12 protein-coding genes are annotated in these 17,035 nt (G+C 40.3%); 5 read left to right on the top strand and 7 right to left on the bottom strand.

Annotated features, from left to right (window positions below; all coding sequences use genetic code 11):
• Positions 1 to 211: 211 nt before the first annotated feature.
• The 3 genes from J7338_RS09100 to J7338_RS09090 form a co-directional block, all read right to left on the bottom strand.
• Complete coding sequence (locus tag J7338_RS09100; protein ID WP_210796774.1) at positions 212 to 598, bottom strand: DP-EP family protein; 387 nt, start codon at positions 596 to 598, stop codon at positions 212 to 214.
• Between the two features lie 23 nt (positions 599 to 621).
• Positions 622 to 3,876 (bottom strand): nSTAND1 domain-containing NTPase, encoded by a 3,255-nt coding sequence (locus J7338_RS09095; RefSeq protein ID WP_210796773.1) that lies wholly within the window; start codon positions 3,874 to 3,876, stop codon positions 622 to 624.
• A 143-nt stretch (positions 3,877 to 4,019) separates the two neighbouring features.
• On the bottom strand, positions 4,020 to 5,222 hold the full coding sequence (locus tag J7338_RS09090; protein ID WP_210796772.1) for an MFS transporter: 1,203 nt from the start codon (positions 5,220 to 5,222) through the stop codon (positions 4,020 to 4,022).
• Between the two features lie 445 nt (positions 5,223 to 5,667).
• On the opposite strand from J7338_RS09090, the gene J7338_RS09085 reads away from it, so the two are divergent.
• Entirely contained in the window at positions 5,668 to 7,824 is a 2,157-nt protein-coding gene (locus J7338_RS09085) for a TonB-dependent receptor plug domain-containing protein (RefSeq protein WP_210796771.1), read from the top strand.
• A 42-nt stretch (positions 7,825 to 7,866) separates the two neighbouring features.
• On the opposite strand, the gene J7338_RS09080 is transcribed toward J7338_RS09085, so the two are convergent.
• The gene (locus J7338_RS09080; RefSeq protein ID WP_210796770.1) at positions 7,867 to 8,745 is read right to left on the bottom strand and encodes a LysR family transcriptional regulator; all 879 of its coding nucleotides are present in this window, start codon (positions 8,743 to 8,745) and stop codon (positions 7,867 to 7,869) included.
• Positions 8,746 to 8,853: 108 nt separating this feature from the next.
• Between J7338_RS09080 and J7338_RS09075 the strand changes: the two genes are divergently transcribed.
• Entirely contained in the window at positions 8,854 to 9,822 is a 969-nt protein-coding gene (locus tag J7338_RS09075) for a TDT family transporter (protein WP_210796769.1), read from the top strand.
• 58 nt (positions 9,823 to 9,880) lie between these two features.
• Here J7338_RS09075 and J7338_RS09070 read toward each other — a convergent pair whose 3' ends face one another.
• Both J7338_RS09070 and J7338_RS20800 read right to left on the bottom strand, forming a co-directional pair.
• Positions 9,881 to 10,738, bottom strand: a complete 858-nt coding sequence (locus tag J7338_RS09070) for an AraC family transcriptional regulator (protein WP_210796768.1) — start codon at positions 10,736 to 10,738, stop codon at positions 9,881 to 9,883.
• A 475-nt stretch (positions 10,739 to 11,213) separates the two neighbouring features.
• Entirely contained in the window at positions 11,214 to 11,405 is a 192-nt protein-coding gene (locus tag J7338_RS20800) for a DUF2986 domain-containing protein (RefSeq protein WP_228732956.1), read from the bottom strand.
• A gap of 190 nt (positions 11,406 to 11,595) precedes the next feature.
• Between J7338_RS20800 and J7338_RS09060 the strand changes: the two genes are divergently transcribed.
• Entirely contained in the window at positions 11,596 to 13,086 is a 1,491-nt protein-coding gene (locus J7338_RS09060; RefSeq protein ID WP_210796767.1) for a dipeptidase, read from the top strand.
• Positions 13,087 to 13,150: 64 nt separating this feature from the next.
• On the opposite strand, the gene J7338_RS09055 is transcribed toward J7338_RS09060, so the two are convergent.
• Positions 13,151 to 13,936: a putative porin gene (locus J7338_RS09055; protein ID WP_149980860.1), complete on the bottom strand. Its 786-nt coding sequence runs from the start codon at positions 13,934 to 13,936 to the stop codon at positions 13,151 to 13,153.
• Positions 13,937 to 14,214: 278 nt separating this feature from the next.
• Here J7338_RS09055 and J7338_RS09050 point away from each other — a divergent pair, with 278 nt between their 5' ends.
• Together J7338_RS09050 and J7338_RS09045 are read left to right on the top strand one after the other, a co-directional pair.
• Positions 14,215 to 14,838: an OB-fold-containig protein gene (locus J7338_RS09050; protein WP_228732955.1), complete on the top strand. Its 624-nt coding sequence runs from the start codon at positions 14,215 to 14,217 to the stop codon at positions 14,836 to 14,838.
• Positions 14,839 to 14,900: 62 nt separating this feature from the next.
• A complete protein-coding gene (locus J7338_RS09045) occupies positions 14,901 to 17,003 on the top strand; it encodes a flotillin family protein (RefSeq protein ID WP_210796766.1) in 2,103 nt (700 codons plus the stop codon).
• The last annotated feature ends 32 nt before the right edge of the window (positions 17,004 to 17,035 follow it).

Here is a 17,035-nt window from a genome sequence, read left to right as displayed (position 1 = left end):
TCCTTATTTTTATATTTTTGATATATAAATCAATTTGTTATTAGATTGTTTCGTATATTAAATCATTAAGCAATTGAAAGTTTAGGTTTTTATTATAGAGTAGTAATAAAGGGTTGGTTATTGATGGTGTTTATTCGTAAGTGTTGGCGTTAAGGTGTATGGCTTATAAAAAATTGCACAGGAATAAATCAGCCCTGTGCAATTTAAAAAATTAAGCGTTATTAATTTCTTTTTCATTTTCAACTTGAGGATCAGCGCTTTCATACGCTTTTCCTTTACATACAACGTTAAAAATTAAGCACACAGTGCCATTATTTTCATGGCTGTCTGTGATGGTGATTGATTGGCCATCATCATTGACTTCTGATGTAAAATCACCAGCACAGTCCCCTTCTTTATCTGTGATAGTGGCTCCGGTGAATAAAAAACCTCTACCAAGAGTTGTTTCATTTAAGCTATAAATACCCGCAGTTTCGGTTCTGACAACACCACCGCCAGAGACTTCTTTGTTATCTATAAAGTATGTAAAATTGGCGCTGTTGTTACTGTTTAGTTCAATATTGACAGTAAAGTGAATTAGGTTTTGAGTGTTATTCATATTATTTCCTTTTGTATTCATGGTTATAGTGCAAAATTAGCAATACCTAAGTTAATTAGGCTTGTTTTTATTTCTGATATCTCGTTTTCTCTGTTTAAGCAGGTATAAGCTTGCACAAGCGGGTAACTTATTTGAATGCTTAGACTTGTTTTTGCTGTTGCGGCAATAGCTTTAATAGCGCTTAAGCAAAACTCACTTAGTTTTTCATTATTAAGAGCTAATTTCGCTTTTAGTAAATCGACTCTTGTGAGGATTGTATTGTTTCCAGTTTGCATTTGATTAGCTATTTGTTGTTTATAGTCTTCGCTATCCTCAAGTTCTGCTAATAACTTTTCTGCCTCAGGTTTTAACTCTCTGTTGATAAAGTAGTGAATAAGACTTATTTGCGTATTGATTGTAAAGTTACTGTTAAACCCTTGAGTTTGCACAAAGTTGATAATATAGCTAATTCGCTTATCAATATTTTTATTAGGTGAAAGCATTAGCTGGTGGGCCAGAAAACGATAGTAAGAGCGCTGAAAATATTTACTTTTTGGGTCTTGAAGTCGAGCCTTATCTATTGTTTTCGTCGCTTGTTGCGCCTTTTCGTAGGCATCTTGTTTGTTTGGTAGATAACTCAAAAGGTAACTTTGTTGAATATAAATATTTGCAATGCTTTTAAATAAACTGGCATCATTTGGGTAGTTAATAAGCATATTATTTAATTCTTTCGATGCACTTTCTAACATGGTTAATGCGGCATTAAAATTACCTAAGTTCTCTTCAGTTTTTGCTAACCAGCTTATGGTATCTGCTCTGTCTCTTAATAAGTTTTTATTGTTGGGTTTAAGTTCAAGGGCCTTATTTTTTAACTCAAGTGATAAAGTGAAGCTCGTTTTCGCCTCATTATAGTTAGATAAGTTCGTATACAAAGAACCTAATGAATTATATGAGTACGACAGCTCCATAATGGAGTTAAAGTCATTGGGTGCTAATGAATACATTTTTTCGCTGTAGGCATGGTATTTTTTAAAAAATGGCTCAGTGGCAGCGTAATCGCTTTTATCATAATGGAGCTGGCCGAGCCAAAAGGCATTGGCGCCCGCAAGCGTGAGTAGCTCTAAGTTGTTAGGCTGGATTTTTAATAAAGCCTCAAGGCGAGTGCGGGCGTTCTCAAACGCGGTGAAGGCTTCGTCGGTTTTGCCGCGGGAATAGGCCACTTCCCCCATTGCCTCAAGGGTTTGTGCATATTGAAAGCGGTTGTTAAATTCGGCTTTTTGGTCGTTAAAACTAAAAAATGATGCTTCATCTTGTGCTTGATTAGTAAAATACTCCAGCGCTTTATTGCTAATACCATCGAGCAAATCCATACGTTTAACGCTACGCAGTTTATCGGCAAATTCACCCACCATAAAACCAAGTAGGCTTTCGGCTTCTAAGCGCTGTTGCTGCGCGACTTGCTCGGCGTGGTAGCTGCGCACGCTCATAAAGGTGGCTATAAAACTGAGTAAAATAAGGGCAACCGCGGTGGCTTGTAACACTGTTTTTTTACGTTTTGCCCTGCGGTTTGATGCTTTAATTAAACTCAGTTCAGCAGCGCTGAGGCTAAACATAGCGTTATTTATCAGGCTTTGTGCTTCTTGTAACGGCTTGCCCTGCGCTAATAAAAAGTCGGCATGTTTTTGCTCGTTTAACCAACGCTCGGTGGCTATTTGTAAGCGGCTTTTAATGGCTAAACTTTGTTGATGTTGGTTTATCCAATCTATGGCGCGTTGCCAATGCCGTAGCAGTGCCTCATGGGCCAAACTAAAACAGGCTTGCTCATTTTTAAGGTGCGACACAAATAAGCGGCTATCGACCATCGCTTGCGCAAGTTGTGTTTGTGCAGGGGTGGTGAGTTCATCCCAACGGGCTGCACGGCTGGTGAGGGTTTCGCCATCAGCGTGCAGGGTAATGAGCTTTGATAATACCAAGCTCAGCTGGGATTGTTGTTGCTTGGGCAGTTGTGTAAAAACGTGCTCAGCTTTTTGGCCAATCGCGCCTTCAATACCGCCTAATGCTTGGTATTGTGAGACTAATAGCTCATCGTCTTCGCTGCGCTGTAAGTACAGCTGCTGCAAAGTATATTGCAGCATTGGCAGGGCGTCGGGATTATTGGCGGTGTCGTTACAGAGCATTTCATCCAGTGGTGTTTGGTGCTCAGGGTCAAGCTGCCAACTAAGGCCTGCGGCTAAAGCAGGCAGGCGGATCATCTGTTTTAATTCAGAACGCGTTGGCGGCAGTAAATCAAAATGAGCGCCACTGGCTTTGCCCGCCATTAAGCTAGGTTGATTAACCACTTGCGGATAAAAGTCATTTCGACAGGCGCTAAATATAATCATGCAGTTACCGGTGGCCAGTAACTCTATAATTGTTAAAAACTGGCTGCGCTCTTGCTCGCTAAATACTGGCGACGACAGTAATACTTCAAGGCGGTCGATAAATAAAAATAAATACGGTTTTATATGGGGTGTTTGGCTTTGCTTTAAAGCCATTTGGCAACGCTCAATAACTTGCTCGGGCGCGTTTTGTAATAACTCGCTCAAGGTGTCGGCACTCATATCGCTAAGTACCGGGGCGTCGTTTATTTCTAAATCAAGTAGGGTAGAGGCTAAATCGAGAAATAACCGATCTTTAGTTATATCAGCAAAATCAAGTTGGCAGTATGACTCAACCCGAAAGCCATCAAAGCCTGACTCACTCATTAATGCCGGTAATATACCTGCATTGACCAAAGATGATTTACCTGAGCCGCTAGAGCCGAGCAATAAGCTAAAAGCACGGCCAAAACTTATTTGTGCCGATACCCGTTGTAATAGTGTGTTTATTTGCTTGCTGCGGCCAAAAAAAACATCGGCTTCATTGGGAGTAAACGCGCTTAAGCCAACAAAGGGTGAGCTGCCTTGCCATTTACTATGGCTGGCTTTTTGTTCGTCATCTAACGGGAAACGAATAGGCGCAATAATGCGGTATCCGCGTTTGCGGATGGTTTCGATAAACTTGGGATCACTTGCTTTATCATCAAATGCTTTACGCAGTTGGGTAATAATTTTATGCAGTGGGTTATCGCCAACGTCTATGGTGTGCCAGCAGTGATTAATGATCTCTTCGCTGGTTAGTATCTCACCTTGTTTTTCACATAATAACAGCAGCACATCCATTGCTTTTGGTTCTAGTTGCTTTATTGTCTCGCCGAGGCGCAGCGTATTTGTAGCAGGCGTAATCTGCCACTCGCCAACAAAAAATAGGGATGTGCTCATGCTTAGCTCATTATTGTTATTTAAGCAAAATTAGTTTGATTGTATCCTAATGTAACGCTAAATTTAATACAATATTGTGAGGTAATATTAACAGGTGGGTTTTTCACTCTTACAATTGTTATTTGTAAGAGTGAGTTTTCTTATTAAATAGCTGTTGTTAAACTTTTTTGTTTACTCATTTGTAAGGCGCTGATAAACCACATAGTAAACCCGCCAACAAACAATAGCGCCGCAACATAGCCTGTTTGATTTGGTAATGCGCCATTAGCAATGATAATGCCGCCCACCCAAGGGCCAATGGCATTAGCAGTGTTGAATGCGCATTGTACAAGTGCGCCAATCATAGCGTGACCGTTTGGTGATACATCCATCAGCATAGATTGAATAACAGTGCCTAGGCCAACGCTGCAACCTATAAAAAAGATAACTGTATACATTAGCCATATATTTTCGCTAGCACTAACATATAAAACGGCAAATACGATAGAGCTAATAAGTGCTATACCTGTGGTATAAAGCGGTGAATGATCAGCGGCTTTCCCTAATATATAGTTACCTAGTGTACAGCCTATGCCAAACATAACCATCGCTATCGAAATAGTGTAAGCAGGGGTGTGAGTAACAACCAAAATAGTGTCGGCAATGTAGGTATAGATGCAAAATACGCCGCCAAAACCAATAATGATGATGCCTAAAATTGACCACACTAGTTTATTTTTTAATACGTTTAGCTCATTGAGAATATTAGAAGGCAGTTGGTTTTCTCTGTTTGGTACGACTTTATAAACTAAAAATAGTGCGATTAACGCCAATATTGCTGCCCCAGCCAAGCAGTAGCGCCAACTGAAATTTTGGCCAATAAGAGTTACCACAGGTACGCCAACAATAGTGGCAACAGTTAAGCCCATAAATACTTTAGACATAAAGCTGGCACGTTTTCCTTGTGGAGCAATTTCTGCGGCTAATAACATGGCTGCACCAAAATAAGCACCATGCGGTAGGCCGCTTAAAAAGCGAAACAAAATTAACTGCTGCAATGAGTTTGCCAGCGCGCTTAAGCCGTTGGCGATAAACATTAAAGTTAAAAAGATCAACAATGCTTTACGTTTGCGCATATTGGCTGTGGTGAGCATTAAAATAGGTGCACCTACTACCACACCTAGCGCATAAGCACTTATGGCATAGCCAGATTGTGCCGGCGTTGCTGAAAATGTTTCGCTGATCAAAGGTAGCATTGGCATCATCGAAAACTCAGAAAGCCCTAAAATAAATGTACCCAGTGCAAGTACTAACAAAATAGCGGTAGTGCTTAGCGTATTGTTCACGACGCTAGGTTCAGCTGACATAGATAACCCTTGTAAAAAGACTGACGACAAAATATGAATGATTTATTTAATAAAAAGCAGGAAACTGCAATTTTGAAGAACCAATTAAACTGCGATTGTATGATAAAAATAAGACAGCGTCTGCACTAAAAACAGTGTATTTAGTGCAGAAAATACGATTTTAGATTGCAGCGTTTTTGGTTTAATAGGAACGTTCTAATTTTCAATGGCTTGATATGAACACCTTGGTTATTAAGCAATATGCTGATGAAAAATAAATTTGCAGTGGTTGTAGTTATTTTGTGTTTTTAATGTTTTAACTGCCCTTTAAAAGTAATAAGCGTTTTTAGCATAGGAGCAATAAACATCAGGTAAGAGCTTGGGTGCGACAATTTGTCGCGTGTTCAGTGCCGCCTTCAAGTTATATACTTTGCTCATCTTAAACCTGCTGTAATTAAAAAATAAAATGAGTAACCACAATTCATCTATCAACTCACGTTATGCACTTTCTCCGATAGCACTTTGCATTGCGAGTTTAGTTTCTCCTTATGTACTTGCTGATGACTCAATTGAAGTGATTGAAGTTCAAGGGCAAAATTTTAATAGTCATGCCAATTTAGGTTCTACTGAACAACTTTTAACTGAGCTGGGGGTGGATTTTTCTGCGGCAGGTGGCGTATCGAGTTTACCTATATTAAATGGCATGATGGGCGATAGAGTTAAAGTGCTGGTTGATGGCGCTGATATAACTGCAGCATGCGGCAATCAAATGAACCCACCATTATCTTATATTTCGGCTAATCAGCTATCGTCTTATCAAGTGGTTGCAGGCATTTCGCCAGTAAGCGCTGGTGGCGATAACATTGCCGGCGTTATTGTAGTAAACACCATTGCTCCGCAATATGGTGAGAGTGATACTCTAGATTGGCATTCAGGTTATTTGTCGGCGCAGTATCGCAGTGTAAACAATGCGCAAGCGGTTGGCGTTGGTGCGCGGTTAGCCAGCGATACCTTTAGCTTAAATTATCAAGGTTCATATGAAGATGCTGACAGCTATGAAGATGGTAATGGCGACTTAGTGCTCGATACACTTTATCGGGTGAAAAACCATGCGTTAACCGCTGCAATGCGAGATGAAAAGCAGCAGTTAGTGGTTAAATTAACGCATCAAAAAATACCCTTTCAGGGCTTCGCTAATCAATATATGGATATGACGGATAACACCAGTTATGGTTTAGTCACTCAGTATAAACGCACAATCGAAAGTGGTGAGTTTCGAGCGCAAATAAACTTTAATGATGTAAAGCACGAAATGGGTTTTTTCAGCGCTGAAAAAACCGGCATGATGCCGATGAATACCGACGCGCAAGATATCAGCTATCAACTTAATTGGCGTTTAGACCTTGATGCTGACACTGTATTATTACTCGGCCAAGAATACTATGGTTACCGCATTGATGATTGGTGGCCTGCGATTGAAGGATCAATGATGATGGGGCCTAACGACTATGTAAATATTAATGACGGTGAACGTGACCGCTACACAGGTTTTGCTGAACTGCAAAAGCAGCTAAATAACAAGTGGTGGGTCTCTGCTGGTACGCGCATTGAATATGTACAAACTAATGCCGGTGAAGTGCAGCCATATTCAGACATGGGCATGGGCGATGGCATGAATATGGGCGGCATGTCAGATATGGCAGGTATGCATGGCATGGCTAATCCTAATCTTGCAGCTGCAAAAGAATTTAATGCCATGGATCGCGCGCGCAGTGACACGCTTGTGGATGCCAGCCTATTGTTACGCTACCAAATTACTAATGAAGATGAACTACAGTTTGGCTTAGCACGTAAAAATCGCGCGCCTAATTTATATGAACGTTATAGCTGGGGTGTCAGCACGATGTCGACCAGTATGAACGGTTGGTTTGGTGATGGTAATGGTTATATTGGTAACCCAGGCTTAGCAGCCGAAACCGCTTATACCATCAGCACCAGCTACACTAAATCGGCAAAAGATGGTCAGTGGCAAATAACAGCTAACGCCTGGTATACCCAAGTTAATGATTATATTGATGGCACTGTTGTTGGCAGCACTAACCGCACTGATATGTCAGCAACAAAGCGTAATACTTTACAATTTACTAATTTAGACGCCACACTTTATGGCACTAAGCTTGAAGGTATTATCCGTGTTATTGATAGTAAAATTGCAGGCATATGGGATTTAACCGCCGCGTTTACTAGCACTCATGGCGAGCGTGATGACAGTGATGAGCCGTTATATCAAATAATGCCATTGCACAGTAAAATAGCCCTAGAGCAACAACTCGGAAAATGGCAAAACTCATTAAGCTGGCAGTGGGTCGATAGTAAAACCCGCGTTGATCCACGTCGTTTAGAAAACCAAACCGACAGTTATAGCTTAGTGAATTTAGCAACCAAGGCGACATGGAATAAGTTAACAGTTAAGTTGGCAATTACCAACTTACTTGATGAATACTACCAGCAGCCACTCGGTGGTGTAAGTATCGCCCAGTTTAAAGTGGATAAAAGCCAAGGGTTTAATCAATTAGCAGGACAAGGGCGCTCACTCAACGCAGGTATTAGCTACGCGTTTTAAGTAAACTACCTCAATATAGCCATGATGGTCAACATGGCTATATTATTGCTGGTGGCAAAAATCAATAAATTGCGTTAACAACGGATTTTTGTATTTGTCTTTATGCATCACTAACCAAAACTCTCGGTCCATTGAGTGGTTTAAATTAAGCTTTGTAACGCGGCCATCTTTTAGGGCATATTGCGCGGCGAGAGATGATAAGCACCCTAAGCCTAAGCCATTAGCCACACAATTTATAAGCGCTTCAGTGGTGTTGAGCTCTATGTTTTGCGTCCAGTTTTTAATTTGTGGCGCAAGGCTGTGTAAAAAGAACGAACGCGAGCCTGAACCGATTTCTCTTAATACCCATTGGCTATTATCTAAATCGCTAAAACTAACTTGCTTTACTGCCGCCAGTGGGTGGTTTATTGGCGCAATAACACACATGGCGTCATGGCTAAACACATTAGAGATTAAATCGCCTTGATGGGCTTGGCCCTCAATAAGTGCTATATCTAGCTCATAATCTATGAGCTTTTGACAAATAAGCGCCGAATTAGAAATCAGTATTTGCTGCGAGTAATGCTGTTGTTGCGCCCTAAAGTTACTCAACAAAGCAGGCAATACATGATTGCCTATGGTGTCGCTGGCACCAACTTTTAAGCTGCCACTAGTAGGGGCGTTGTCTAAAAACAGCTTGTCGATAGTGTTTGCTCGACTTAATAGCTCATCAGCAAGGGGCAGTAGCTTTTGCCCTTCTTGATTTAATAGTAATCGGTTATTTACACGATCAAATAACGGCTGACCTAACTGCTTTTCAAGCTCGCTAAGTGCCATGCTCACCGCCGCTTTAGATAAAAACAGTGACTCTGACGCTGCTGTAAGCGTGCTGTGCTGGGTTATGCCTACAAACACTTTGAGCTGTTTAAGGGAAATATTCATGATGCTGTGTTTAGTTTTTATGAACGCATGTTCTATATGATTGGATTTAATTAAACAAAATGCAAGCGTAAGCTTCTCTGTAAGTTAAAACCACAGGGTAGAATAGAGATGTTTAAGCATATAAAAACGAAAGTATCAGGCGCACCCACTCCTATGGGTGGATTAGCATTAGGCATTGCTAGCCTAGGTTGGGCTTGGGAGAATATGTTTAACCTTGATGGCGTGGCACAATTTACCGGTGCCGCTATTGCGAGCTTATTATTGCTATTATTAACACTTAAGTTTTTATTGCATCCTCAGCTGCTTAAAGCCGATTTAGCACACCCTGTTGCAGGCAGTGTGGTGCCTACTTTTGCAATGGCCACTTTAGTGGTGTCTAATTCTTTAGGGCAGTTTTACTCCCTTGCGGGAGATGTGCTTTGGGTTGGTGCATTTTTATTACATGTGGTGTTTTTAATCTGCTTTATTGCTCATCGTGTGAGTGAATTTAAAATTGAACATATGCTACCAAGCTGGTTTGTACCGCCGGTTGGGATCATCGTTGCCGATGTCGCGTTTTCGGGGAATCCGGCTCTGCTATTTTTAGCACAAGGCGCCTTGTATTTTGGCATGCTTATGTATGCAGTTATGTTACCTATGATGATTTACCGAATCATTTTTGCAGCTCACATTGTAGATGCTGCACAGCCTACACTGGCTATTTTAGCCGCGCCGGCAAGTTTATCGTTAGCTGGTTACTTCACGGTGATAAGCGAGCCATCGCCGGTTATTATTGGTTTGTTATTTGGGATTGCGGTACTGATGACCGTTATAATTTACGTCGCATTTTTTAAATTACTGCGCCGTCCATTTTGCCCAGGCTACGCTGCATTTACCTTTCCTATGGTCATTGGCGCTACCGCATTATTTAAACTTGCCGTATGGATGCAGACACTGGATATTAATCTACTGTTTGTTAAACAAATCCAGTATTTAGCAACGTTTGAACTGGTCGTGGCAAGTGGGGTCGTTTGCTATGTGGCGAGCCTTTATACGTATCACTTTACCTCTTTCTTAAAGCCCTTAGAAGTGAGGTAATTGTAATAGGGAATATACTGTAGAGGCAATTATCAGATTTTGACTCTACAGTTAGTTATTATTTTAGCGGCAAATAAATATCAGTTATTAAATCACACTCATCTACTTCATGAATGAGATTTAAGTAATGAAAGAAGCACGGAAAATCTCTGACTTCTTCAGCGCTGTTTGGTAACCATTGACGATATAAATAATAAACAGTGTCGCTGATAGAGTCATGACTACCAAGGTGCCTAATTACTGCACAACGACCGGCAGGGATCTCGCCATTTCTTACTCCATATTGGTTATCGCTAATGGGTTTCTCTACACTACCTGCGAAGTCAAAGCGAAAATCGTCGTCATCAGTTACCGCAGGATCACTATAAGGGATGCCATAAGTATGACTGGCTTTTACTGGTGATAAGCCTGACTCTTTTCGCCATTGAATAAACAGTGCAGCTGTTTCCATTAGCTTAGTGGCTGCACCGTTGTGAGTTAACAGTGCAACAGCTTGTGGTGCAAAGTGAACAATTTCTACTTTCATATCATTACTCTTTAATTCAGGTGTTTTAAAGTCAAACTGCGCATGCCAATGCGGCCAGTTTGGTGTGCTTCTGAATTGACTCGGGGATTGTTCAAATACGCGTTTGAAAGCACGGCTAAATGCTTCAGGGCTTTCAAAATTTGCCTCTAATGCAATATCAATGATGCGTTTGTGATGTTCAAAAGCAAGCCGATAAGAGGCGCGTTTTAAGCGTGCAAACTGTGTATATTTAGTAACACTTACCCCCGTTATTGACATAAATAAGCGATGGAAATGAAATTTAGAACAACATGCAACAACACTTAAACTATCTAATGTCAGTGGCTCATCAATATGATGGTTTATATAATCACAAACATGATGAATGCGTTGCAGGTGTGTATTTTTCATGGTTACTCGTTATATATTTATTCAGAAGTGACGCTAGTGTGACAAAGTAAAAGAGTGCCTGCCTGATTGAAATTGCTCAAGTTGCTTTTTTGTTTTAATGGCTAGGACCTGTTGATCTTTCATGGTTCTTTTTGCAGGTTACTTCCCATAAATAGGCGATAACTTATCATAAATGCCAAGCGCACACTGGCGGGTAGTTTACTTAGATTGAAAAAATTTTAATAAGTAATAGCCGTTATAGCAAAGTCTACTAACACGAGGCTCAGTATTTTTCATTTATAAAATTTAGGTTTTTACTCGTGGAACTATTAACTTAAGTGGTAGTTCACAGAACATTCTTGATGAGCACTAAGAATCGCGGTAGGTAAGTTGTACATAAACGCCTCTTAGTGATTATTGAAGTTTGTCAGCATAATTGCTTAGTACCCAATATTGCGCAGGCGGGTTTTGAGCGTTTTAATGAACACTTTATTTTTCACTGCGCGTTGTTTTTCTCATCAGTTTCGGTACTTTCCTGACAAAATGTAGGGGGTTCAAAATTGGCTAAAGTAAGCTTTTCACGTTCTGCTTTTGAAACATAACCAGGCTTATTACTTTTGTGCAATTTTGCGTTAGCGCGTTTATCTTTTTTCTGAAATTTAGTTACGATCTTCTTTCTACGGTTCATTTTACAAGATCTGCTGCTTAAAATTGGTGACGTAGTATACAGCGTTATTGGTGTTATTAGCTATTTAAATATTTGCGGTAAAACTCAAAACTCTCTGACTACAATGCTGGCTTCGTAATGCAAATCGGCGTTACAATCGGTAAGTATGTTGATTTATCCAATTCTTGGTCTTAAAAAATAGGAAATTGCTTTGAAAAAGTTTGTTTTAGCCAGTCTCGCTCTTGTAGTTGCCAGCGCCGATGCGAATCTTAATCAAGTTAGTGATGCCGCTGCAAAGTACGCAGTAGATACATATCAAGATGCCCAAATTCATACTTTAGCTAATTTAGTATCATACCCGACAGTTAATAAAAGCGGTATCGATACTCCTGATAATCCAGACTTCATTGGTTTTAAAGCGCTGTTAAAAATGAAAGCGGCAGAGCTTGGTTTTGACTACCAAGACTTAGGTTACACAGTATTAATTGGTATGGGTGAACAAAGTGATAAAGTAACTGTAGTGACCCATGGTGATGTGCAACCAGCGGATGCCAGTAAATGGCTGCACAGCCCGTTTAAAATAGACAGCACCTCAGAGCCTGGCAAATTGATTGCGCGTGGAACTGAAGATGATAAGGGCGCCATTGCCACGGCACTTTATGCAATGAAAGCAATTAAAGATCAAAATATTGAGCTTGATAACCGCATTGAGTTGATGATTTATTTAGCCGAGGAATCTGATTGGGGCCCACTTGAAGAGTTTATGAAAACCTATCAACAACCTAAATATGCGGTGACGATTGATGCCTCATACCCAGTGGTTGTCGCTGAAAAGGGCTGGAGTTTAATAGGCTCAACGTTTGTTGGTACTTCGCAGCAAACCAGTCCTTATGTTAATCAGTTACAAGGCGGTGCCTTTGTTAGCCAAATACCAGAAGATGCCAGTGTGATTTTACACAATGCGACTGCGGAAAATATTGCTAAGTTAAATGATAATGTAGCAAAAATGAGTAATGTAAAAATTGCTATTACAGAGCTTGATTCTGGTATTAAAGTAGCAGTTAAAGGCATGTCTGCGCATTCATCTGAACCAGAATTAGGACATAACGCGATTGCTCATTTAGCTGAAGTGTTTAAAGGTATTGAGCTTGAAAACAATAGCGATGGCCAAGCGATAGAGTTTATCAATCAGCTAATTGGACTTGATTTATATGGTAAGCAGTTTGGTGATATAGCTTACAGCCATGACTTTATGGGACCAATGACGGTTTCTCCTACGGTTATAAAGCGTGATGGCAATGCCATTACTTTATCAGTTAATATGCGCCGCCCAATGGGGAAAGATGAAGCGCTTCTTAAACAGCAGATTGATAGTGCACTTGCACAATGGCAGGCGAATAATCAAGTACAGCTTAAAGAGACAAATATTGTTATTGGCACACCTATGTTGCTAGATAACGCGCCACACGCACAAGCATTATTAGATATTTTTAAACACTTTACCGGTGATCAAGAGGCTGGGTTTGTATCTATTGGTGGTGGCACCAATGCCAAGTTATTTGATAATGCGGTATCGTTTGGGCCATCAATGCCTGGTAAGCGCTACACCGGCCACTCAGAGCATGAGTTTATTACAGTTGAACAACTTAAGCTCAACCTTAAAATGTATACAGCAATGATGATAAAGCTGGGTAATATGTAACTTAGGTTGTCATAGCCACAAAATAAAACGCCGCTAAATAGCGGCGTTTTTGACTTTTTACTTATTAAAACTGTGCGACAAATTTAATGCTATATACCTCACCGTCCGCTCTGTCGAAAAAGTTAGCAGTGAAGTAATATTGACTATCAATGAAGTACTTAGCTTCAAGTAATAATTTAGAATCAGCAACACCTGCACCAACCGCAACATGGCGATTAAAATAATAATTTGCAAGGCTAGTTATATAAGGATTAAAGTTATTATAGTGATAAGCAACATCTACAGCTAAATAACTATCAGCATTAAGATGTGCAAAATAGCGAGTTGATAAGCTCCATATTTCTAATTCATCGTCAGTGTTAGCTGTAAGGCCTAGGTAATCGCTATCATTAAGTTGATAGTTATATTGCGCTGTAAACCGATAGATCGTGTCGATATTTTCAAACTCTTGCATTTGCACAGATACTTTTAGATCGTCAGCAAATAAATAACCAACACCTACAGAGTAATCATCTGTTTCACTCAAATCAGAAAATTCTAAGTTTGCAAACCAGTTACCGTAAAAACCTTCGCCAAATACGCCAAAGCTGTTGGCTAAATCATTATTGGAATAATCTAATTTGATATTTGAATCAGTGTCTAAGTAGCCGTAATCATCCCATACGCCAGAGTTTTGCTGCGGCGCAAAATAATAATGGCTCGATAAGTACATAGTGTCATAGTCATAACCTGTATTTTCTAAGGTTGTGTATTGAATTGAGTTGAACCATTGACGAGTTTCAGACTGCTGCGCATTAACAGTGGCAGAGCAAGATAACGCAAGTAATGAAATAGGCAGAAAATAACGCATTTGTGTCCTTTCTTGACGATTTATATATAGTTTCGTTGCTATGGGTACAAAAATAAAGCGCGAATGTTATAGCCAATTAATGTTGATTGCTAGTTCTACTCGACTATTAATTTAGCCCTTAAGTCGTTAATTAAGCTAAGTTAACGTTTCAAAGTAGTCATTCATTTACAATTTTTTATATTAACAACGTTGATTTTCCATAAAACACTTAACATTTACGCGACTAAATGATAAAAAGTTTTATCGCCTACTGCGTTTAAAATAAATGGATAGTTGTAATGATGGAATTTTTAAACTTAGCGCTTACTTTCCCCACCGTTATTTTTTCAGCCCTGTTGTTAGTTGTGATGTTGTTTTGGCTAATAACCCTTATTGGCTTTGCTGACATTGATATGTTTGAATCAGATCTAGAAATTGAAGCCGATGCGTCGCAAAGCTCAGGCTTGAGTTCATGGTTTAGCATGGGGTTTGGTGGCATCCCAATTACTGTATCTATTAGTCTCGTAGTGATGAGTAGCTGGTTGATCAGCATCTATGCCCATAAGTTTTTTGCCTATCTGTTAGGCGATGGTATCTGGTTTTATATTTTTGGCGTGCTAATGCTGGGCGTTTGTTTACTGATTGCTATGCCAATTGCGGCCATTATATCTCGGCCCTTACAGCGCTTTTTTAGCAGCGCGCAAACCTCGAAAAGTTCAGATTTACTGGGTTTAGAATGTGTTGTTGTTACTGGCAAAGTAACTAATACATTTGGCCAAGCACGGGTTAAATTTCAAGGTACTGAGCAGTTACTTGAAGTTAGAGCTGAAAATGACGAGCAATTTACATCAGGTGACACTGCGGTGTTGCTTGAACACCTCAAAGAGCAACACTGTTACATTATTACCGCCAAACCTTGGTAATACCTTAGTTTATTTAGGGGTAAGTAACACATAATAAATCGATAATCACGTTAGGACATAACATGGAATTTTTAGATAATCTCATACCTATATTGACATTTGTAGGTATAGCAATCGCTGTTATTTTTGCGATTTTGCTAATTATCGGCAAGTTTTATCGTAAGGTAGAGCAAGGCCAAGCACTGATCATTAATAAAATGAAGAACGAGCCCGATGTCACCACTACGGGCGGAATCGTTTACCCTGTGATCCATAAAATGGAAGTGATGGACATTTCAACCAAGCGCATGGTGCTTGAACGTAAAGATAAAGGCGGTTTGATCTGTAAAGATAATATTCGCGCAGATATCGCCATTACTTTTTATATTCGTGTTAACGAAAACAAAGAAGATATTTTACGTGTTGCTAAGCAAGTCGGTTGCGCCCGTGCATCAGAGCACGCCACATTACAAGAATTGTTTGAAGCGAAATTCTCAGAAGCACTTAAAACCGTTGGTAAGCGAATGGATTTTGTTGAGTTATTTACTCACCGAAATGAATTTCGCGATAATATTAAAGAAGTGATTGGCCAAGATTTATCGGGTTATTCACTTGAAGATGTTGCTATTGATTACCTTGAACAAACCTCAATTGATAAGCTCGATCCGCAAAATATTCTCGATGCCGAAGGTATTCGCCGCATCACTGAAATGACTGCAGTACAAAATGTATCTACCAATCAATTAAAGTGTGATGAACGCGCTAAGATTGAGATCCAAAATCAAGAAGCCACCGAGAAGACGCTGGAAATTGAGCGTCAAAAACAAGATGCCATGTCACGTCAGGTGCGCGAAATAGAGACTGTAAAAGCCCGTGAATTTGCAGAAGCTGAAAAAGTGCGTCAAGAAGAACGCCTCAAATCAGAGCAAGCACGCTTACAAGCCGATGAAGCAATTGGTATCGCCGAACAAAACAAACAACGTGAACTTGATATTGCTGAGCAAAACCGATTACGCGTTTTGGGTATTGAAGAAGAGAAAGTTGCTCGTTCACGTGAAATTGAAGTGATCGAACGTGAAAGAGAAACCGAAATCCTGCGCATCAATAAAGAAAAAGCACTGGAAGTAGAACGTAAAGAAATTGCCGATGTAGTGCGTGATCGCGTGATTGTTGAAAAATCAGTGGCTGAAGAAGAAGAGCGCATTAAAGATGTGAAAGTACTCGCAGGTGCAGAGCGTGAAAAAGAAGCGGTAATTATTCGTGCCAAAGCCGAAGCTGAAGAGTCATTAGTAAAAGACATTGAAGCGGCAAAAGCACAAGAGCAAGCGGCAGAATACAAGGCCCGTGAGCTTGAAACAATGGCCAATGCAGAGCTTAGAATTGCCAATCAACAGGCTGAGTCTAAGAAAATTTTAGCGCAGGCACAGCAAGTTGAAACAGCCGCTAAGGGCCTTGCGGAAGCGGATGTTATTAAAGCGAAGGCCGAAGCAAATGCAATTCAAGGTGAAACTGATGCTAAAGTAATGCGTCAAAAACTTGAAGCTGAAGCACAAGGTAACCGTGAAATTGGTTTATCTCAGGCGCAAGTACAAACAGCCATGGCTGATGCGAATGAGAAACAGGGTGAAGTGGAAGCGATTAACCTTGAGCGCAAGATGCGCGCCGAAGCAAAAGGCCTAGAAGAGAAGCTACAAGCCTTGAACGCGATGGATCAAGATGCTCGCGATTACGAAAGCTTTACGCTGCAGCTTAACCAACAAAAAGAGCTCGTATTGGCAAAAATTTCAGCCAGCAAAGATATTGCCGAGCATCAAGCACACATTATGGCGAAAGCCTTAGGTAATGCTGATATTAATATTATGGGTGGCGATGGTCAGTTCTTTAATCAATTTATGAGTGCAATCAGTTTGGGTAAATCAATTGATGGCTTAGTTGATGAAAGTAAAACCGTACAAACCGTATTTAAAGATCACTTAAACGGTGATCGTAATTTAATTGAAGACCTAAAAGGGGTGTTAGCTGGGGCGAATGGTTCAGCCGAAACACTGAAAAACTTTAACATGAGTAAGTTATTAAAGCAGTTAAGTAATACCTCTGCGGCTGAAAAAAGCCAATTGCTAAGCATGTTAGGCGGTAACTTAGGTGGTGGCTTAGATGACAAAATTAAGCTAGATCCAAAAGACTAGTGCGCTAAGTTTATTAGCCGTAACAGCGGTTG

Origin of the sequence: Pseudoalteromonas ostreae (assembly GCF_018069805.1) — a bacterium.
Taxonomy (GTDB): Bacteria; Pseudomonadota; Gammaproteobacteria; order Enterobacterales; family Alteromonadaceae; genus Pseudoalteromonas; species Pseudoalteromonas ostreae.
The sequence above is the reverse complement of the archived record's forward strand: the minus strand, read 5'-3'. Positions and strand labels throughout refer to the sequence as shown.

Excerpts from the sequence above, each read along its gene's own strand:
- J7338_RS20800 (WP_228732956.1), bottom strand. The coding sequence starts at position 11,405 with ATGAACCGTAGAAAGAAGATCGTAACTAAATTTCAGAAAAAAGATAAA.
- J7338_RS09090 (WP_210796772.1), bottom strand. The coding sequence starts at position 5,222 with ATGTCAGCTGAACCTAGCGTCGTGAACAATACGCTAAGCACTACCGCT.
- J7338_RS09075 (WP_210796769.1), top strand. The coding sequence starts at position 8,854 with ATGTTTAAGCATATAAAAACGAAAGTATCAGGCGCACCCACTCCTATG.
- J7338_RS09055 (WP_149980860.1), bottom strand. The coding sequence starts at position 13,936 with ATGCGTTATTTTCTGCCTATTTCATTACTTGCGTTATCTTGCTCTGCC.
- J7338_RS09050 (WP_228732955.1), top strand. The coding sequence starts at position 14,215 with ATGATGGAATTTTTAAACTTAGCGCTTACTTTCCCCACCGTTATTTTT.
- J7338_RS09045 (WP_210796766.1), top strand. The coding sequence starts at position 14,901 with ATGGAATTTTTAGATAATCTCATACCTATATTGACATTTGTAGGTATA.
- J7338_RS09095 (WP_210796773.1), bottom strand. The coding sequence starts at position 3,876 with ATGAGCACATCCCTATTTTTTGTTGGCGAGTGGCAGATTACGCCTGCT.
- J7338_RS09070 (WP_210796768.1), bottom strand. The coding sequence starts at position 10,738 with ATGAAAAATACACACCTGCAACGCATTCATCATGTTTGTGATTATATA.
- J7338_RS09080 (WP_210796770.1), bottom strand. The coding sequence starts at position 8,745 with ATGAATATTTCCCTTAAACAGCTCAAAGTGTTTGTAGGCATAACCCAG.
- J7338_RS09100 (WP_210796774.1), bottom strand. The coding sequence starts at position 598 with ATGAATAACACTCAAAACCTAATTCACTTTACTGTCAATATTGAACTA.
- J7338_RS09085 (WP_210796771.1), top strand. The coding sequence starts at position 5,668 with ATGAGTAACCACAATTCATCTATCAACTCACGTTATGCACTTTCTCCG.